The sequence below is a fragment of the Rhizobium sp. 007 genome (assembly GCF_015353075.1).
Taxonomy (GTDB): Bacteria; Pseudomonadota; Alphaproteobacteria; order Rhizobiales; family Rhizobiaceae; genus Rhizobium.
The window spans coordinates 48,937-68,332 of sequence record NZ_CP064187.1; the positions used below are offsets into that span (position 1 = coordinate 48,937).

Genomic DNA, 19,396 nt, shown 5'->3' on the forward strand with positions numbered 1-19,396 from the left:
CCCTTAAATTATTGATTTCTTATCAATCGCGGCCAACCTGCCAAACTGAAACGAGCCCGTCAAGGAGCAACTTTTGTGGCAGAATGCCCTCGATGTTCTGGCTCTTCAAGAGATCGCCATAGCCGAACAGAACTGCGAGCTTCGAAACAGCCCCTGCGAGCAGAAACGGCGTATAGCTCTTCTTGTCCCAATCCACGACCGGAAGATCCTTGCCGACGTCCCTCCCAGCGAGATAATCCCGGATTTCCGTGTCGCCGCCGACCCGGTCGATGAGCTTGACCTTCGCCGCTTGCCGGCCGGTGAAAATAGTGCCGTCGGCGAGCTTCAGCACCTCCTCGCGCGGCAGCTTGCGGCGGTCGACAACCAAGTCGACGAACCAGGCGTAGCTGTCCATGACCATATTGTTGATCATGGTTTTCGCTTCTTCACTGGCAGCATGGAAAGGCGATGGCTCTGCCTTCAGCGGCGACGACTTGATCTCTTGCAGCGAGACGCCGAGCTTGTCGAGCAGCGGTTGGATCTGCGGATACTGAAAGATCACGCCGATCGAACCGGTGAGCGAACTTTCTCCGGCAATGATCGTATCGCCAGCGGCAGCGATCATATAGCCCGCGGAAGCGGCAAGCGTTCGGATATCGGAGACGACCGGCTTCTTCGCCGCAATCGCCCGGATCGCTTTGAATATTTTTTCGCCGCCATAGGTCGTGCCGCCCGGCGAAGAAATGGAGACGATGACGCCTTTGACGCGGTCGTTTTCTTCGATCTTCTTCAGCCTCTCGAGCAACTCGTCGTCGTCGGTTATGAGGCCGGAAATCGTCACATGGGCGATGTGCGGCCGCTGCGTGGCGATGTCGCCTGCGACGAATTGGTAGAGAGCAAAGCCGAGCGCGACCAAGAGCACCACCGCCGCAATACGCCAGAAGCCGAGTTTGCGGCGAAGCCTGCGGCGATCCGCGATCGTCGAACTGTCCATAAGGTCCTCCAGAGCCGGCGCGCCGGCTTCATTCAACATGGCATCAGATAAGGCGGCATTCCTTCTTCGGAAATGTCGATTTACCTCGTTTTCATGCCTTACTTGCTAGTTGCAGAAAAAAATCCATATTGGCAAGCTAGTGTAATAATGCGAAACGATCTGTGATCGGTGGATGTAGTCCCTATATAGGGTTGCCGATCAACTGACACGGACATGTTAATGCTCAACACATTGAACAGCAGCGGGAAGCCTGCCTTTGCCAGGCCTGTAAGGAGCGCCTATGCGGCTGCCCTCTTCCATTCTGCACGTGTCCGCCGCCTGAAGATATTGCTGCCTGTCGCTGCCGTCATCATTTCGCTTGCCTTCATTGCAGTCTCGATGGTCCGGGCATACCTGCCCGAGAATCTCAAGATCGAGGGCGCTAAGATCGAAAACGGCAAGATCGTCATGGAAAAGCCGGCGATCGCCGGGCGCAATGCCGACGGCATCAACTATTCGATGCTTGCCGAGCGCGCGCTGCAAGACATCAAGAATCCGAACCTTATCACGCTCGAAACGATCAAGGCTGCGGTGCCGGTCAACGATGATCTGATCGCCCGCGTCGAGGCTGCCACGGCCGACTATGACCGATCCACGGACAACCTTGCGCTGAGGGACCCATTCACGATTTTGCTGAGCAACGGTCTGACGGCGAAATTTCAATCTGCCAAGCTCGATATCAAGGGCGGCAAGATGACGACAGATGATCCTATCGAGATTCAAAAAGACGGCGCTTCGATTGTTGCGCAGTCGCTCAAGATGACCGATAAGGGGCGCGTGATCACATTCGAGGGGAATGTTCGCATGAATGTCGATCCATCCGTCATCCGTAAACAGGGCACCTAACAGCCGGGTCACTCATGACAATAGATTGTCACTTTTCACTTCGTAAGTCTGGCGTAACACTTGGCGGCAGCGCCCTGGGGCTTCTACTGATGGCAGGGGCGGCCTTTGCGCAGGCGACGACCAGCCAGATGGATGGCCTGAAGCTCGACAGCAATCAACCGATCCAGATCGAAAGCGACAAGCTCGAGATTCACGATCAGGAGCACAAGGCCGACTTCACCGGCAATGTGAAGGTCGTTCAGGGGAAGACGACCCTGCAGGCCGGTCATATGACGGTCTTTTACAAGGCACAGGGCGGCGACGCCCAACCAAACGGCGCAAAGGCCGACGCGGGAGCGGCGTCCATCTCATCGGGCAATGCCGACATCGACCGTATCATCGTTACCGATAAGGTTTTCCTGAGTTCCGGCACGCAGACGGCGACCGCCGACAACGGCTCCTTCGACATGGCCCAACAGCTCTTCGTCCTGAAGGGTGAAAAGGTTGTGCTGTCGGATGGGCCGAACGTCTTCACGGGCTGCCAGCTCACGGTTCATATGCAGACCGGACAGGCGCAACTGGATAGCTGCGGGGGGCGCGTCCAGATTCAGCTTGATCCGAAATCCCAGAAAAAGAACTGAGACCGGCCGCCCGACGTGAAATTATTCTCGCTTTCAACCATGTTCGGCCGGGCCGGGCCGCAATCTGCCGCGGACTCAGCCGCGGGCGGAGACAAAAGCCGTTACCACGGCACGCTGATTGCACGCGGTCTGACGAAGACCTATAGCACGCGGCGTGTCGTCAACGGCGTGTCGCTGGTCGTCAGGCGCGGCGAAGCTGTCGGCCTTCTGGGGCCAAACGGTGCCGGCAAGACGACCTGTTTTTACATGATCACCGGCCTCGTGCCGGTGGACGAAGGCACAATCGAGATCGACGGCAATGACGTGACGACGATGCCGATGTATCGCCGGTCGCGCCTGGGCGTCGGCTACCTGCCGCAGGAGGCCTCGATCTTCCGCGGCCTGACGGTCGAAGAGAATATCCGGGCCGTGCTCGAAGTGCACGAGAAGGACAAGGCCGAGCGGGAAAAGAAGCTCGATGAGCTTCTGGAGGAATTCCATATCTCCAAGCTGCGAAAATCGGCGGCGGTCGCATTGTCGGGCGGTGAGCGCCGGCGTCTGGAAATCGCTCGCGCGCTCGCAACCGATCCGACCTTCATGCTGCTTGACGAGCCTTTTGCGGGCGTCGATCCCATTTCGGTGGCTGACATCCAGAACCTCGTCCACCATCTGACGGCGCGCGGCATCGGCGTTTTGATCACCGATCACAATGTGCGCGAGACGCTCGGCCTCATCGATCGGGCCTATATCATCCATGCCGGCGAAGTGCTGACGCATGGGCGCGCGAACGACATCGTCAACAATCCGGAAGTGCGCCGGCTCTATCTTGGCGATAAATTCAGCCTTTGATAGGATCGAAGGCGACGGAAATTCACCTTCCTGTCATACTTGCGCTTGACCAAATAGAATAAAAAAGCAATTTTTGGGCCAAGTTGGATTTCCGCGGCCCGAACTCTGCTCGATCGCGGTTTCCCGGAGGAATTGAACGGGAGTTTCGCGTCCGCTATGGCCCTGTCTGCCAATCTTTTCCTGCGACAGAACCAGTCCCTGGTGATGACGCCGCAACTGATGCAATCCATCCAGTTGCTGCAGATGACGCATTTCGAGCTTGTCCAGTTTATTGCGCAGGAAGTCGAGAAGAACCCATTGCTCGAATTTCCGTCAGATGACGCGGAAACGGGCAGTGATAACGATGCACGGGATGAGCCGCACGGCCGTCAGGCCGACGATGATGATGACCGCACCGAGGCGCTTTCCGCGGACTGCTATGACAACGGCAATGACGGCAGCGCCAGCCGGCTGAGCGAAGAGCTGGACGTCAATTATGCAAATGTCTTCCAGGATGACGGGGTCCCGCCGCGGGCCGATGCGCCGGAGCTGATCAGCCAGTGGAAGTCGATGCCGGGGGGCGGCGACGGAGAAAATTACGATCTCGACGATTTTGTTGCGGGCCAGGTCTCGCTCAGGGATCACCTTGCGCAGCAGATTCCATTCATCCTGCCGGATGCGGGAGACCGTCTGATCGCGCAGCAGTTGATCGACCAGCTCGACGAGGCGGGTTACCTGCAAAGCGACCCTGCCGACATCGGCGAAAGACTGGGTAGCGATCCTGCGGCCGCCGAACGTGTTCTCGCCGAGTTGCAGACCCTTGATCCGCCCGGTGTCTTTGCTCGCAGCCTGGCCGAATGCCTGTCGATCCAGCTGAAGCAGAAGGACCGCTTCGATCCCGCCATGCAGGCCCTCGTCTCCAACCTCGAATTGCTGGCACGGCGCGACTTCGCGACGCTCAAGCGGCTTTGCGGCGTGGACGAGGAAGACCTGCTTGATATGCTCGCAGAGATTCGCCAGCTGAACCCGAAACCCGGCAGCGGCTTTGAAACCAGCGTTTCCGAAGCGATCATGCCGGATGTCGTCGTACGTTCGTCATCAGATGGGAGCTGGCTGGTGGAGTTGAACCCTGACACGCTCCCGCGCGTGCTCGTCAATCAGTCCTATTTCGCCCATGTCTCAAAGAACGGCGGTGACTACACGTTTCTGTCCGAATGCCTTCAGAGCGCCAACTGGCTCACCCGCAGCCTCGATCAGCGTGCGAAGACGATCATGAAAGTCGCAAGCGAGATTGTCCGCCAGCAGGATGCCTTCCTGATGCATGGCGTCGATCACCTGCGCCCGCTGAATCTGAAGACAGTTGCCGATGCCATCAAGATGCATGAGTCGACCGTCAGCCGCGTCACCTCGAACAAGTACATTCTGACGCCGCGCGGCCTCTTCGAACTCAAATATTTCTTCACGGTGTCGATCAGTGCGGTGGAGGGCGGCGATAGTCATTCGGCTGAGGCCGTTCGCCACAGGATACGCTCCCTGATCATGCAGGAAAGCACGGATGCGGTCCTCTCCGACGATGATATTGTCGACATGCTAAAGAAGGATGGCATTGATCTGGCTCGCCGTACGGTTGCAAAATACCGCGAGGCGATGAATATCGCGTCCTCCGTTCAGCGGCGGCGGGAAAAGCGGGCATTGGCGAAGGTTGCGGGCTTTTGAAAGTCCAGCTAAATCAACCCTTGCCTGCATATCCCAATCAGCGCGGCGGCACACCCGTTGACATTTCGGCAGTCTGCCGCTAGAAGCCCGCCGCAGTTGGCGCTGCAAACAGCGTTTGGACTTATCCCCATCATCCTCAGGGCGATTGAAGCACACGACTTAAGCCGATATTGCTTGAGTTTGCGTGAAGTGCTTGGATGAGGTCTGGCCTTGGCGTAAACTGGTACCGCAAACCACTATAAGAAGGGAAACTCCATGAGTGTGCGTGTATCCGGTAAACATATGGAAATTGGGGACTCGTTCCGTCAAAGGATCGAGGACCAAATGGACATGGCCATCACGAAATACTTCGACGGGGGATATTCCGGCCAGGTGATTGTGGAGAAATCGAGTTCGCGGTTCTCTGCGGATTGCAAGCTCCATCTTGATAGCGGGGTGGTGCTGCATGCGGCAGGCGAAGCGATGGATCCGCAGCTTGCATTCGATGCCGCTTCGGAGCGCATCGAAAAGCGTCTCCGCCGCTACAAGCGCAAGCTCAAGGATCATCATGCCGGAAACCATCTGAACGGTACGGAAGTCGCCTATACGGTCATGGACGCTGTCCCGGATCATGAAGACGAGGTCCCCGACGATTTCGCCCCGGTAATTGTTGCCGAGAGCACGAAGCAGTTGAAGACCATGTCCGTTGCGACCGCCGTCATGGCGCTCGATATGACGGATGAGCCACTGCTTTTGTTCCGCAGCCCGGGCAAGGAACATTTGAACATCGTTTACCGCAGGCATGACGGTAATATTGGCTGGATCGACGCCGCCAATATCAAGAGCTGACATCCGGGCGATGAGCGGTAGCCACGCCGCTCTCCCAATCATCCGGTTTCGGCGACAGAAGGAAAAAGAAATGGCATTGGCAGATCTGCTGCACCAAGATGCGATCATTCCCGCCCTAAAGGTAAATTCGAAGAAACAGTTGCTTCAGGAGTTGGCGGCAAAGGCCTCCAAGATCACCGGCCTTTCCGAGCGGGAAATTTTCGACGTCGTTCTGCAGCGCGAGCGTCTCGGCTCGACGGGCGTCGGCAATGGCATCGCCATTCCGCACGGCAAGCTCGCAAGTGTCCGCTCGATTGTCGGCGTCTTCGCACGGCTGGAAAGTCCGGTCGATTTCGAAGCGCTGGACGACCAGCCGGTCGACCTGGTGTTTCTGCTTCTCGCTCCGGAAGGGGCGGGTGCCGACCATCTGAAGGCGTTGTCGCGCATTGCGCGCGTGCTTCGCGATCACGATCTCGTCGCGAAGCTGCGTGCCACAGATTCCGCATCGGCGATCTACGCTTTCCTCAATGAAGAGCAAGCATCGAACGCTGCCTGAGCGGTAGACGATCATCTAAAATGAAAGAGGCTCCCGGTTGTCGGACGCCTCTTTTCATGTGTGAAGACGTGTGCCTCAAAACTCTTCCCAGTTGTCCTGAACAACGGCGGCCGAACTGTGCGACTGTGGCGCAGGGCGGCGCGAGGCGGGAGCCGGGGGACGGTAGGCCGGCGTCGGGGTGCGCATCTGCTGCGCCGTCGAGCGCAGCGCCGTGGCGTTGCCCTGTGCGGACACACGGAAGCGAAGGACGAGGGCTTTCAGCGTCTGTGCCTCGTCGTTCAGCGCAACACTGGCTGCTGTCGCCTCTTCCACCATTGCCGCATTCTGTTGGGTCACCTGGTCCATCTGGTTCATGGCCTGGTTAATTTCCTTGAGGCCGATCGCCTGTTCGCTCGCGGAGGCCGAGATCTGGCGGATGAGACCGTTGATGCCCATCACCTGCTCGGCGATCTTATGCAGCGTACCGCCAGCGCGGCCGACGAGATCGACGCCTTCCTTGACCTGGATGGCCGAGGTGTTGATGAGCGTCTTGATCTCCTTGGCTGCAGTTGCAGAGCGTTGAGCCAGCTCACGGACTTCCTGAGCAACGACAGCGAAGCCCTTGCCCGCTTCACCAGCGCGCGCTGCCTCGACGCCGGCATTGAGTGCCAGCAGGTTCGTCTGGAAAGCGATTTCGTCGATGACGCCGATGATGCGCGAGACTTCCGTCGATGACTGTTCGATGCCGTGCATGGAGGCGATTGCTTTCTGTACGACCTCGCCGGATTTTTCCGCATCTTCACAGGCGAGATTGACGTTTTCTGCAGCCGTGCGGGCATTCTCGGCACTTGAATTGACCTGAGCGGTCAGCTCGTTGAGCGCGGCGGCGGTTTCTTCCAGGCTTGCCGCCTGCTGTTCCGTGCGCTTGGCAAGGTCCGAGGCGCTGTTGCTGATTTCGCTGGTGCCGGAGCCAATGTTCACGACGCTGAGGTTCATCGTGTTGATCGTCTCTTCAAGGCTCGCAAGCGCAGCGTTGAAATCCTGCTTCAGCTTGGCGTATTCGCCGGGGAACTCCTCCGTGAGGCGATGACCGAGGTTGCCCTGCGATAGTTCTGAGAGCCCGGCACCGACGATGGAAACGATCTGGCGTTGCAGCGCGACAGACGCCTGCCGCTCGCTTTCCGAGCGGCTGCGTTCGGCTTCAGCGGCACTGCGCTGATTGTCGGCCTCTGCCTCGAGCCGTTGCGTATCGGCAAGCGTAAACCGGAATCCTTCGAGGGCCTTGGCGACGGAACCGATCTCGTCTGCGCGCTCCTGGCCGGTGACCGGCTCTTCGTACTTGCCGTCGCTGAGTGCCTTGACACTTGCAACGAGCAAGCCGAGAGGCTTTTGCACCAAGGAGCGGACGGCAAAATAGAGAGCCAGCATGACGGCACCAAGGACAACAATGCCACCGGCGATCATCATGAAGGTTTGATCTCGCACCGGTGCATTGATGGCGCTGTGGGGAACATCGACGAGTACGACCCAGGTGGCATGAAGATCCGGTACGGCAAACGGATAAACGACGCGATCGAAGGGTTCATGGCCATCAAAGTTGAGGTTGCGAACCACACTCGGGGTCATCGAGGCTAGCGCTGTCTTAACTTCGGCCGCGGCTTCGCCGTTGCCGTAGGGTTTCGACATCAGTTCTTTCGTCGGCGCCACGATCCAGTTGCCGTTTTGCGCAACGAGAGTGACACGGCCCGAACCGAAGGGTTGCAATGCCTGCAGTTTGTCGGTGAGGGACTTGAGCGAGATGTCGACGCCTTCGACACCAATCATCTTGCCGCCGGACATGACCGGATAGGCGATGGAAGTCAGCAACGTCGGAACGTCGGTGCCTTCGGCAAGATAGGGTGAGGTGATGGCGCCCTTGCCGGTGTCGGCGGCAAGTTTCCACCATTCGGCGGTATAGTCGTTGTCGAAGGTCGAAAACTGGATGGCGCCATCCCTCGTCTTCGACCAGTAGGGCGTAAAGGCGCCGTTCTTGTTCGTGCCCTCATCGAGTTTGTCGGCGATCTCGGCTGTTTTGCCGTCAAAGGCGCCGAGCTGTTCGCAGAACCAGCTTCCGAAGGCAAAGGCATTCTGCTCGAGGTTGGCCTTCAGGATGTTAATGATGCCCTTGCGGTCGAAGGTCATGCCTTCGTGACCGCGGCCGAGGACGCCCGACATCGAGCGCGCGGCACTCGCCAGCTCGCCGACATTCGCGGCGATCTCGTTGGCGATTGATTTCGCTTCGAGGTTGGCTTGGTCCATCGTCAACGCATGAACGCGATCGCGGGTCTGGCCAATCAGGAAGAAGTTGGAAACCAGTAGGACAAGCGCGATGGCCGCGCCTGTAATGAGGATGAGCTTTGCGGCAAGCGACTTCATGCGGAAGATGGACATGGGTTCCTCGGCAGGGACGACGCACCGGAGTCGCATTCTCCGGCACGGGGAGGAAATGCCGCGCCGTCATGGAGCAGCCGTGACGTTGCCGGGGCCTTTTAAGAAAAGCCTGGCGATCAAAAGAAAGATCGCCGGAGATCTCTTAAATTTGAATGAAACTATACCGATTCATTCCGCTAATATGTTGAGTTGATTCATATTTCTTCGAGTGTCCGGTCAAAATAGACAAGACTATATCTTGTTTGCGACTTCGGCGGACAAGGGAATGGATGGCTGTGCTCCGGCCTTGAGGCAGGCAAGCGAGCCGGCGACGGCGGCCCGGCGCAGCGAAGCCTCGAAATCGAGGCCTTCATCGAGGCTTGCGGCAAAGTAGCCGCAGAATGTATCGCCCGCCCCGACGGTATCCACCGGCTCGATCTTCAGTCCTTTCGCTCGTGTAATGACGCCATCCCGGATTGCGATCACACCGTCGGCGCCGAGCGTCACGATCAACGTCTGCCCAGTCTCTCCATGCAGGCGTCTCAACGCCGTTTCGCGATCAGCCGGGTTCATGTTGTCCTGGCCAGCAAGCAGCTCGAACTCCGTCTCGTTGGCAATGACGATATCGGCGAGACGTCCAAGCCGCGGGGCGTCCGCAATGAGCGGGGCGAGGTTGAGGACGGTCGTGACGCCCTTGACCTTGGCTGCGGTCAGCGCGCGCTCGACTGCCGGGGCGGGCACCTCGAACTGCAGCATCAGGGTATCGCCCTTGCTCATGGAGCCGATCGCCGCATCGGCATCCTCGGCCGCGATGGTCCCGTTTGCGCCCGGCACGACGGCGATCATGTTCTCGCCGTCTCCACCAACAAGGATCAGCGCCGTACCGGTGGGTCCATCGACATGCTTGACGCCTGCAAGGTGGATGCCCGCCTGATCGAGAAGCGTCAGCGCCGGTGCAGCGAATTCATCCTTGCCGACTGCGCCCACCATATGGACCACGCAGCCGGCGCGTCGCGCGGCTAATGCCTGGTTGGCTCCCTTGCCGCCCGCCGCCGTTGCAAAACCGTTGCCGGCCACCGTTTCGCCAGGCTTTGGCAGGCGATCGGTCGTGGCGATGAGGTCCATGTTGATAGAGCCGAAAACGGTGATCATAAAGGGTGTCCTGTCATGCTTCTTATGGCGACGGACACTGCCCGATGGGCTCACTCTTCGTCAACCACCCTGAGTTTGAGAAGGCCGGTGCGGCTTTCGACCGACTTCGCCGGAGGTCCGCTTTCACGTTCCTCCTTGAGCGCTTCTGCGCCCTCGAATTCCAGCGCTTCGATTTTTGCGCCGCGTTTGGAGAGTTTGTCAGTGGACGTGATGATCTGATCAACATCCCGCTGTGCCTGGGAAAAATGCGTCTGCAGTTTGCGCACGCGTTCATCGAGCCGCCCGAGATCATCCATCAGGATCGCTACCTCGCCCTGGATGACGTGCGCCTGCGCCTGCATGCGCTGATCCTTCAAAACGGCCTGGATGACCTGGATCGACAGCATCAGCAGCGAAGGCGAAACAATGACGATTCGGGAACGATGCGCTTTGTGGACGACCGGCTCGAAATTCTCATGAATTTCAGCGAAGATCGATTCCGAAGGAACGAAGAGAAAAGCCGTATCCTGCGTCTCACCCTGGATAAGATACTTCTCCGATATATCGCGGACATGGATTTCCATATCGCGGCGGAATTGCTGCGAGGCAAGCTTGGTTGCGTCCGGCGTGCCCGCGTCGCGAATGGCATTCCAGGCTTCGAGAGGAAACTTGGCATCGATGACGAGCGGCGGTGCACCGTTCGGCATGCGCACGGTGCAGTCCGGCCGCGAGCCGTTGGAAAGCGTTTGCTGGAAAGCATAGGCGCCCATCGGCAGACCGTCGGCGACGATGGTCTCCATACGCGACTGGCCGAAGGCGCCGCGCGTTTGCTTGTTGGAGAGGATAGCCTGAAGCCCGACGACATCCTTCGCCAGCGTCTGGATATTGTTCTGCGCTGCATCGATGACAGCGAGCCGCTCCTGCAGGCGCTGAAGGTTCTCATGCGTCGATTTCGTCTGTTCGCTGATCGTCGTGCTGACACGCTGCGACATGCCATCGAGGCGCTGACCGATCGCCTGGTTGAGTTCGGCCTGACGCGTTCCGAAGACCTCAGCCATGATCGAAATGCGTCCCTGCATCTCGGCCTGAATCTTCAGGAGCTCGGCCATCCGGGCATCGGCTTCCGCGGCCCGGATCGCTGCCTCCTCATCCTGTTCGCGCCGCAGGTTGCTGTTCCTGACCAGCAGGAACACGAGCACCACGACAACGACAGCGACAGCGCCCCCGGCAAGCGCGAGGATGGTCGGGCTGAGCCCGGCGATCGAAATTGTCAGCGATTCGGTAACATTGTTCATTCGCGCACAATAACAAACCCGCCGGCGATGGCTAGATCAAAACGTGAACAAATCCACAGCGCGATTTCGTGGGCAAAGTGCCGCCGCACTACGGCACGAAGCGCCTGAAGATCGCCGCCCGAATTTAACGAATACTCAACTATATTTTCGAATTGTCGTTTCCGAAGAGACCTCTATCGCACCATGCGCCAGGACAGAAATACAGTATGACCGCTCAGCAATTCGAAAACGCACTCAAGCAGCGCCTTGATTTCATCGAACTCGACAGCGAGGCGAGAAAGACGATACGCGAACTGCGCCCGGTCATCGGCGAACTGATCGGCGGCGCGCTGGACAAGTTTTATGGCAAGATCGCCAGGACGCCCGCTGTGGCCGGCTTCTTTTCCGACAAGACGCATGTCGGCCACGCCAAGAAACGCCAGGAGGATCACTGGGCGAACCTTGCCGGCGGCAATTTCGACGAGAGCTACGTGAACGGCGTCACCGCCGTCGGCAGGGCGCATGCCCGCATTGGCCTTGAACCGCGCTGGTATATCGGCGGTTATGCGATCGTCATGGCAGAACTTGTCAAAGGCATCATGGAAAAGCAGTGGCCGTCACGTTTCGGCCATCAAAAGGGCAAGGCGCTTGCCGAGAAGCTCGCCTCGGTCATCAAGGCCAGTATGCTCGACATGGACTATTCAATTTCTGTCTATCTCGATGCGCTGGAAGAGAAGCGGCGCAAGCATGAAGAGGAGCGTGCCAAGGCGGAAGCGGATCAGGCGATTGCACTCGAGCATCTGCGTCGCGGATTGGAAGCTCTTTCAAAGGGCGATCTCGAAGCAACGCTGCCGGCGGACCTGCCGGGCAATTTCCGCCACATGGCGGAGGACTATAACCGCGCCGTGGCGGCCCTTCGCGCCTCGTTCGCATCGGTGCGCAGCAGTTCCGGCGAAATTTTAAGCGGCACCGACGAAATTTCCAAGGCGACCGACGATCTGGCGATGCGCACGGCGCAACAGGCGGCCGGCATTGAGGAGAGCTCTGCTGCGCTCCAGCAGCTCTCCGTCAGCGTTGGCCAGACCGCAGCAAATGCCGAGAAGGCATCCGGTGCGGTGCGCGAGACGCAGGAGAAGGCGAAGAATTCAGGTGAACTCGTGACAAGCGCGGTGTCGGCCATGGCGGGTATCGAGAAGTCGTCCGCCGAGATAGCCAAGATCATCGGCGTCATTGACGAAATCGCCTTCCAGACGAACCTTCTGGCACTTAACGCGGGCGTCGAGGCCGCGCGTGCCGGCGAGGCGGGCAAGGGCTTTGCAGTCGTCGCACAGGAAGTGCGCCAGCTCGCGCAGCGCACTGCCGATGCAGCCAAGGAGATCAAGAATCTGATCTCGGAAAGTTCCATGCAGGTGAATGAGGGCGTCGGCATCGTCAGCAGTACCGGCGAGGCACTTAGCGATATGATCAGCCGTATCGACATCATCAACCGCTTCGTCGCCGATATCGCAGCGGCAGCGCGTGATCAGGCGACAGGGGTAAACGAAGTCAGCATTGCGATCCGCAACATGGACACGATCACGCAGCAGAACTCAAGCATGGTAGAACATACCTCGGCAGAGAGCCGTCACTTGCGCGCGGAGGTGGATAACCTCGTGGCGCTGCTGCAGCACTTCAATATCGGCTCGCAGGAGCGTCTGGCGCCGGCCTCCCGCCGCGCGGCCTGACCGAATGCCGCAAATTCCGCAGGGCTGCGCAAAAAAGCACTTTCCGGAGTTTCAGGATAATTCCCTAGCTGGAAAAGATAGGTTATGGGAACGCGATGACCATCAAGCCACTTATCATTCTTCCAGATCCCGTCCTCCGCCAGGTTTCCAAACCGATCGAGCGGGTCGATGCCGATCTCAAGCGTCTTGCCGACGATATGCTGGAAACGATGTATGACGCACCGGGCATTGGCCTGGCCGCAATCCAGGTCGGCGTGCCGCGCCGGATACTGGTGATCGACGTTTCGCGGGAGGGCGAGGAAAAGCAGCCGCAGGTCTTTATCAATCCGAAGATCGTCAAATCTTCCGACGAGCGATCGGTCTACGAAGAGGGCTGCCTTTCCATTCCGGACTATTATGCCGAGGTCGAGCGTCCGGCGACCGTCAGCGTCGAATATCTCGACCGTGACGGCAAGGCGCAGACCGTTGAGGCCGACGGCCTCCTCGCCACTTGCCTTCAGCACGAGATCGACCATCTGAACGGCGTACTCTTCATCGATTATATTTCGCGGCTGAAGCGGGAAATGGTGATCAAGAAGTTCACGAAGGCGGCGAAGTCGGCGAAGGCTCTCTGAGTTGCGTTGAAACCATGGACGCAGCGCATATGAAATCGCTGATCATCATGGAGCAGTCTTACGCTGCCGAAGATACTCGCCCTTGATCACCATGCCGCGATTGCAACGGGCCGTCTGCGGACAAAGCGTGAGAGCATGGGGCGGCCGAAAGATCCAGGACGCTAGGATTACCGCCATCTGCCTCGCTCACGGCGCGACGCTGGCGACACGCGAAATAAAAGATTTCGAAGGGCTTGATCTCAGGCTCGTAAACCCGTTTGAAGACGGCTGATCCTAAACCTGGCGAGAGAGAATGTCGTTTCGCATCATTTTCATGGGAACGCCGGAGTTCTCGGTTCCGACCCTGCGCACGCTGGTGGATGCGGGGCATCAGATTGTTGCGGTCTATACGCAGCCGCCGCGGCCGGGCGGACGGCGCGGTCTCGACCTGCAGAAGTCGCCGGTGCATCGAGCCGCCGAACTGCTCGGCCTGCCCGTCTTCACGCCGGTCAATTTCAAGGAACCGGAAGAACGGGAGCGCTTCCGGGCGCTCAACGCGGATGTGGCGGTTGTCGTTGCCTATGGACTGCTGCTGCCGGAGGCGATTTTGAACGGAACGCGCAACGGCTGCTACAATGGCCATGCCTCGCTGCTGCCGCGCTGGCGCGGCGCAGCACCCATCCACAGAGCGATCATGGCAGGCGACGAAAAGTCCGGCATGATGGTGATGAAGATGGACAAGGGGCTGGATACCGGCCCCATCGCGTTGACCCGCGAGGTCGAGATCGGCCCGAACATGACGGCCGGCGAGTTGCACGACAAACTGATGCATGTTGGCGCCAAGGCGATCGGCGAAGCGATGGTAAAGCTCGAAATGGGTGACCTGCCGCTGACGCCGCAGCCGCAAGAGGGCGTCCTTTATGCCGCGAAGATCGACAAGGGCGAGACGCGGATCGATTTCGGCAGGGATGCAAGGGACGTTCACAATCATATCCGCGGACTTTCGCCGTTTCCGGGCGCCTGGGTCGAAGTCGAGATTGGCGGCAAGCCGGAGCGGGTGAAGGTGCTGGGTTCGGAACTTGCGGACGGGCACGGTCCGGCCGGCGAAGTGCTGACGGATGAACTGGTTATCGCCTGCGCATTTGGAGCGGTTCGGCTGACCAGATTGCAGAAGGCCGGTGGCAAGCCGCTTGCGGCGGCGGATTTCCTGCGCGGCACGCCGCTTGCGCACGGCACGAGACTCGCCTGATGCCGCGCTACCGGATGACCGTCGAATATGACGGCGGACCCTATGTCGGCTGGCAGCGTCAGGAAAACGGTCCCTCCGTGCAGGGGGCGATCGAAGCTGCGATCCTGTCGTTAAGCGGCGAGACGGTGTCGATCCGTGGCGCCGGGCGTACCGATTCCGGCGTACATGCGATGGGTCAAGTGATCCATGCCGATCTTTCAAAGGAATGGTCGGTGTTCAAGTTGCAGAACGCGCTGAATGCGCATCTGAAGCTGGCGGGCGAGCGCGTGTCCATTTTGGAGGTGCAGGTGGTTGGCGAGTTCTTCGATGCCCGCTTCTCCGCCGAGCGGCGGCACTATCTCTACCGCATCATCAACCGCCGGGCGCCGCTGGCGCTCGAGGCGGGCAAGGCCTGGTGGGTGCCGAAGGTGCTCGATCATGAGGTGATGCATCAGGCCGCCCAGATCCTCGTCGGCAGGCATGACTTTTCCACCTTCCGTTCCGCGCATTGCCAGGCAAACAGCCCGGTCCGCACACTCGACCGGCTCGACGTGACGCGGAACGGCGAGCTCATCGAAATCCGCGCAACGGCACAGAGTTTCCTGCACAATCAGATCCGCTCCTTTGCCGGAACGCTGAAGCTTGCAGGAGAAGGAAAATGGACGCCGGAGGATGTGCGTGCTGCGCTTAAGGCGCGTGACCGCAAGGCCTGCGGTCCAGTTGCTCCGCCCGAAGGACTTTATTTCATGCAGGTCGATTATCCGGCAGTGATCACCGATCGGCGCAAGCGGACGCAAGAGAATGGCGATGACGATCTGTCATGACCCCGCCCATGCCAGACCGTTGATCTAAACCGGATAAATGCCGAGGAAGCGCTGGAGATATTCGGCGAGGATCATGGTCGGCACCAGCAGTGCCAGCGTCAGCGCCCCGGCCATCAGCCCGTGGCCGTGAAAGATCATCCGCAAAATCCTTGCAAGCATGAAGACCTGCGCCATCATGAAGACCAGAAGCAGGATCGACACGACGCTGATGGCGCCGGGAATGAAGAAGACCAGCGCCAGCAGCAGGCCGTTGATGTAGGAAAGCGGCACGCCGAGCCAGTTGATGCTGACGACCACGGCGGCAAAGCGATCACCCATGCGGAAGGCAAACAGCAACAGTCCTGCAAACACCAACGGCACGAACCAATTGGCGATTTCGACCAGGCCCAAACGGAAATAGAAGGGAAGGCCGACTTCGACATGCGGCGGCATCGACTGCAGGAAGGCCTGACGCCACCAGAGCCACGAAATGCCCATCGGCGGCAGGCACCAGGCCATCGCCCAGAAGGAGCGGTTGACGCCGCGGTCCGACATATCGAGAAACCGGAAGCCCCGCGTGTCCATGCGGATCAGCAGCCACAAACCCGACAGATAGTATTGAACCTCCCTAAGCCCCGGCATTTGCGAACCATCGCTCGATGAAGGTTTCGTAGATCTGCGTCAGCGTTTCGAGATCGGAAACAGCAACGCGTTCGTCGACCATGTGCATGGTCTGTCCGACGAGCCCGAATTCGACGACCGGGCAATAGTCCTTGATGAAACGCGCATCCGACGTTCCGCCGGTGGTCGAAAGCTTCGGCGCCTTGCTGGCAATGCTCTCGACGGCAGAGGAAAGTGATGCAATCAGTGCGTTGTTACGGGTGAGGAAGACCTGGCTCGGACGATCGGCCCAGGCAATGTCATATCTTACCGCCTCGCGGCCGGGGCGCAGGGCGCCATTCTTGGCGGCCGCTTCAAGACGGCGGAGGATTTCGGCCTGCAGCGTGTCGACCGTCCAGGTGTCGTTGAAGCGGATGTTGAAGCTTGCGGCGGCCTTCGCCGGAATGACGTTGGTGGCCGGATTGCCGACATCGATGGTCGTCACCTCGAGGTTCGACGGCTGGAAGTTTTCGGTTCCATTGTCGAATGGGGGATCCATCAGCGCGCTCGTGAGCTGCAGCATGCCGCGCACCGGATTATCCGCCAGATGCGGATAGGCGGCGTGGCCCTGAACGCCGTGGACAGTGATCCTGCCGGAGAGCGAACCGCGGCGGCCGATCTTGATCATGTCGCCGAGCGCATCCGGATTGGTCGGCTCGCCGACGAGGCAGGCATCCCAGCGCTCGCCGCGTTCTGCCGCCCATTGCAGGAGCTTGATCGTGCCGTTGATGGCGGGGCCTTCCTCGTCGCCGGTGATCAGCAAGGAAATCGAGCCCTTCGGATTGCCGTGTTTTTCGACGTACCGGGAAACGGCTGCCACGAAGCATGCGATCCCGCCCTTCATGTCGACCGCACCACGACCGAAGAGTTCGCCGCCTGAAATTTCCGCGGCGAAGGGGGGATGCGTCCAGGCGGCTTCGTCGCCAACCGGCACGACGTCCGTGTGTCCCGCAAACATGAGGTGCGGGCCATCACTGCCCAGGCGGGCGTAGAGGTTTTCGATGTCGGGCGTGCCGGCTTCCGTCGCCTTCACCTTGTCCACCTTAAAGCCCAGCGGCGAAATCATGGCGTCGAGCGCAGAAAGTGCGCCGCCTTCGGCAGGCGTCACGGAGGGGCAGCGGATGAGCGTCTGGAGATTGGCGACGGGATCGGTGGCGGTCATGAGGGTCGAATTATCCGGCGGGAATGGCAAAGACATGGCAAGGCGGCGAACCGCCTCGCTGAAAACAACGCCGTTTGTTTACCGGATCGGAATCCGGCTGTCACTGAAAGCTTAGTCGCGCAGCAATTCATTGATGCCGGTCTTCGACCGGGTCTGCTCGTCGACGCGCTTGACGATGACGGCGCAATAGAGATGCGGTGCCGGTTGGCCGTTTGCCATGGTCTTGTTGCCGCTCGACATCGAACCGGCAACGACAACGGAGTAGGGCGGCACTTCGCCATACATGACGTCGCCGGTGGCGCGATCGACGATCTTGGTTGACTTGCCGATATAGACGCCCATGCCCAGAACTGAACCCTCGCGGATGATGCAGCCTTCGACGACTTCCGAGCGGGCGCCGATGAAGCAGTTGTCTTCGATGATCGTCGGGCCGGCCTGCATCGGTTCCAGCACGCCGCCGATGCCGACGCCGCCGGAAAGATGCACATGCTTGCCGATCTGTGCGCAGGAGCCGACCGTCGCCCAGGTGTCGACCATCGTGCCTTCACCGACATAGGCACCGAGATTGACGAAGGAAGGCATCAGCACGACGTTCTTGGCGATATAGGCCGAGCGGCGGACGACGCAGTTCGGAACGGCCCGGAAGCCCGCGGCGCGATACTGGTTCTCGCCCCAGCCTTCGAACTTGGAAGGCACCTTGTCCCACCAGGTGGAATTGCCGGAGCCGCCCTTGACGACTTCCATGTCGTTCAGGCGGAAGGAAAGCAGTACGGCTTTCTTGAGCCACTGATTGACCGTCCAGACGCCATCGGCGCCGCGCTCGGCGACGCGAGCCTTGCCACCGTCGAGAAGCTCGAGCGCTGCTTCCACGGCTTCGCGAACTTCGCCTTTCGTCGACGCGTTCACGTTGTCGCGGTTGTCGAAGGCAGCTTCGATGGTCTTTTCGAGGGATGCGAGGTCGGTTGCGCTCATGAGAATTCCTTAAACTTCGAGCTTTATCCTGAAGACTAAGAAGTCTCCGGGAATTGTGATCGGCGGGATGCGATCTGCTCTATCGCATGAGCGGCTAAAATGGAATGATTTTTCGAACGAGATCGTTTCTGTATTCAAGGTGTTATAGACAGACCCGGCAAGTGTTGCCGGCATTTTTGAAGGGCATTCTGAAATGGCGAAGGGAAAAAACGGCAAGCTCAGGCGCAAGGACGGAGTCTGGGCTCCGCTGAAGTCGAGCGAGATCGACAGGCATCGCGCACTCGCCGTGCCGAAGACGCCGCAAACGCTTTCTCCTTCCTACCGCCTGGCCTATGCCGACGACGACTTTCTCTGCCGCGAGGAACTGCGGCCGATCCGTCTCCAGCTTGAACTTTTGAAGGTCGAGATGATGTTGACGGAACGCGGCATCAAATCCACCGTCGTCATGTTCGGCGGCGCGCGTATTCCGGCCCCCGGTCAGAGCGCATGGGCAGCCCGCAACGACATGCAGCGCGCCAATCTGGAGGCGGCGTCCATCTATTATGACGAAGCGCGCAAGTTCGCCCGGCTCTGCTCGAAATATTCCGCTGGTTTCGATTTCCATGAATATGTGATCGTCACCGGTGGCGGCCCGGGCGTCATGGAGGCGGGCAACCGCGGAGCAGCCGACGAAGGCGCGCCCTCGATCGGCCTCAATATCGTGCTGCCTCACGAGCAGGCCCCGAACGCCTATGTGACGCCGGAGCTCAGCTTCAACTTCCACTACTTCGCGATCCGCAAGATGCATTTCATGGTACGCGCGAAAGCGATTGCGGTGTTCCCGGGCGGCTTTGGAACCCTCGACGAATTCTTCGAATGCCTGACGTTGATCCAGACGGGACGCATGGAAAAGATGCCGCTCATTCTCTTCGGCGAGAAGTTCTGGCGAAGCATCGTCAATTTCGACGCACTTGCCGAATTCGGGACGATCGCGCCTGACGACGTGACGCTGATCAGCTTCGTCGATACGGCAGATGCCGCCTGGAAGATCATCCAGGATTTCTATGAGCATCAGGAATAGAAAACCGGCCACGATGTGCGACGGCCTCAATAGCGGT

At 59.4% G+C, this 19,396-nt stretch carries 18 protein-coding genes and 1 pseudogene; 12 read left to right on the forward strand and 7 right to left on the reverse strand.

Translation table 11 applies throughout. From position 1 onward, the window contains the following. Positions 1-22 precede the first annotated feature (22 nt). Positions 23-973 carry a signal peptide peptidase SppA gene (gene sppA / locus ISN39_RS00240; protein ID WP_194728778.1) on the reverse strand — a complete coding sequence of 317 codons (951 nt, stop codon included), beginning with the start codon at positions 971-973 and terminating at the stop codon, positions 23-25. 219 nt (positions 974-1,192) lie between these two features. On the opposite strand from sppA, the gene lptC reads away from it, so the two are divergent. From lptC to ptsN, 6 genes are all read left to right on the forward strand, one after another. Then, positions 1,193-1,858 (forward strand): LPS export ABC transporter periplasmic protein LptC, encoded by a 666-nt coding sequence (gene lptC / locus ISN39_RS00245; protein WP_194728779.1) that lies wholly within the window; start codon positions 1,193-1,195, stop codon positions 1,856-1,858. A gap of 14 nt (positions 1,859-1,872) precedes the next feature. After that, on the forward strand, positions 1,873-2,478 hold the full coding sequence (locus ISN39_RS00250; RefSeq protein ID WP_074066445.1) for an LptA/OstA family protein: 606 nt from the start codon (positions 1,873-1,875) through the stop codon (positions 2,476-2,478). A gap of 39 nt (positions 2,479-2,517) precedes the next feature. Further along, positions 2,518-3,306 carry an LPS export ABC transporter ATP-binding protein gene (gene lptB / locus ISN39_RS00255; RefSeq protein WP_028739414.1) on the forward strand — a complete coding sequence of 263 codons (789 nt, stop codon included), beginning with the start codon at positions 2,518-2,520 and terminating at the stop codon, positions 3,304-3,306. A gap of 156 nt (positions 3,307-3,462) precedes the next feature. Beyond that, the gene (gene rpoN, locus ISN39_RS00260) at positions 3,463-5,001 is read left to right on the forward strand and encodes an RNA polymerase factor sigma-54 (RefSeq protein WP_194728780.1); all 1,539 of its coding nucleotides are present in this window, start codon (positions 3,463-3,465) and stop codon (positions 4,999-5,001) included. A gap of 255 nt (positions 5,002-5,256) precedes the next feature. Continuing rightward, positions 5,257-5,829 (forward strand): ribosome-associated translation inhibitor RaiA, encoded by a 573-nt coding sequence (raiA, locus tag ISN39_RS00265; RefSeq protein ID WP_022713501.1) that lies wholly within the window; start codon positions 5,257-5,259, stop codon positions 5,827-5,829. Between the two features lie 70 nt (positions 5,830-5,899). Continuing rightward, positions 5,900-6,364, forward strand: a complete 465-nt coding sequence (gene ptsN, locus ISN39_RS00270; protein WP_022713502.1) for a PTS IIA-like nitrogen regulatory protein PtsN — start codon at positions 5,900-5,902, stop codon at positions 6,362-6,364. Between the two features lie 75 nt (positions 6,365-6,439). Here ptsN and ISN39_RS00275 read toward each other — a convergent pair whose 3' ends face one another. From ISN39_RS00275 to ISN39_RS00285, 3 genes are all read right to left on the reverse strand, one after another. Next, entirely contained in the window at positions 6,440-8,773 is a 2,334-nt protein-coding gene (locus ISN39_RS00275; RefSeq protein ID WP_194728781.1) for a methyl-accepting chemotaxis protein, read from the reverse strand. A 231-nt stretch (positions 8,774-9,004) separates the two neighbouring features. Further along, a complete protein-coding gene (locus ISN39_RS00280; RefSeq protein WP_194728782.1) occupies positions 9,005-9,904 on the reverse strand; it encodes a ribokinase in 900 nt (299 codons plus the stop codon). A gap of 50 nt (positions 9,905-9,954) precedes the next feature. Then, entirely contained in the window at positions 9,955-11,178 is a 1,224-nt protein-coding gene (locus ISN39_RS00285) for a DNA recombination protein RmuC (protein WP_194728783.1), read from the reverse strand. Positions 11,179-11,384: 206 nt separating this feature from the next. Here ISN39_RS00285 and ISN39_RS00290 point away from each other — a divergent pair, with 206 nt between their 5' ends. The 5 genes and pseudogenes from ISN39_RS00290 to truA all read left to right on the forward strand — a co-directional run bounded on the left by ISN39_RS00290 (position 11,385) and on the right by truA (position 15,526). Then, positions 11,385-12,881, forward strand: a complete 1,497-nt coding sequence (locus tag ISN39_RS00290) for a globin-coupled sensor protein (protein WP_194728784.1) — start codon at positions 11,385-11,387, stop codon at positions 12,879-12,881. Between the two features lie 95 nt (positions 12,882-12,976). Then, the gene (gene def / locus ISN39_RS00295; protein ID WP_074066452.1) at positions 12,977-13,495 is read left to right on the forward strand and encodes a peptide deformylase; all 519 of its coding nucleotides are present in this window, start codon (positions 12,977-12,979) and stop codon (positions 13,493-13,495) included. Between the two features lie 135 nt (positions 13,496-13,630). Then, positions 13,631-13,766: pseudogene (locus ISN39_RS00300) on the forward strand (type II toxin-antitoxin system VapC family toxin); the annotation flags it as partial. Between the two features lie 21 nt (positions 13,767-13,787). Next, positions 13,788-14,723 carry a methionyl-tRNA formyltransferase gene (gene fmt / locus ISN39_RS00305; protein WP_194728785.1) on the forward strand — a complete coding sequence of 312 codons (936 nt, stop codon included), beginning with the start codon at positions 13,788-13,790 and terminating at the stop codon, positions 14,721-14,723. Next, positions 14,723-15,526, forward strand: a complete 804-nt coding sequence (gene truA, locus ISN39_RS00310; RefSeq protein ID WP_194728786.1) for a tRNA pseudouridine(38-40) synthase TruA — start codon at positions 14,723-14,725, stop codon at positions 15,524-15,526. Before fmt ends, truA begins: the two co-directional genes overlap by 1 nt. Positions 15,527-15,550: 24 nt before the next feature. Here the strand turns inward: truA and ISN39_RS00315 are convergent, their stop codons facing one another. The 3 genes from ISN39_RS00315 to dapD form a co-directional block, all read right to left on the reverse strand. Further along, a complete protein-coding gene (locus ISN39_RS00315; RefSeq protein WP_039843750.1) occupies positions 15,551-16,147 on the reverse strand; it encodes a hypothetical protein in 597 nt (198 codons plus the stop codon). Continuing rightward, entirely contained in the window at positions 16,134-17,327 is a 1,194-nt protein-coding gene (dapE, locus tag ISN39_RS00320) for a succinyl-diaminopimelate desuccinylase (RefSeq protein ID WP_194728787.1), read from the reverse strand. Before dapE ends, ISN39_RS00315 begins: the two co-directional genes overlap by 14 nt. Before the next feature lie 111 nt (positions 17,328-17,438). Further along, entirely contained in the window at positions 17,439-18,299 is an 861-nt protein-coding gene (gene dapD, locus ISN39_RS00325; protein WP_194728788.1) for a 2,3,4,5-tetrahydropyridine-2,6-dicarboxylate N-succinyltransferase, read from the reverse strand. Between the two features lie 193 nt (positions 18,300-18,492). Between dapD and ISN39_RS00330 the strand changes: the two genes are divergently transcribed. Next, positions 18,493-19,359 carry an LOG family protein gene (locus tag ISN39_RS00330; protein WP_194728789.1) on the forward strand — a complete coding sequence of 289 codons (867 nt, stop codon included), beginning with the start codon at positions 18,493-18,495 and terminating at the stop codon, positions 19,357-19,359. Positions 19,360-19,396 lie beyond the last annotated feature (37 nt).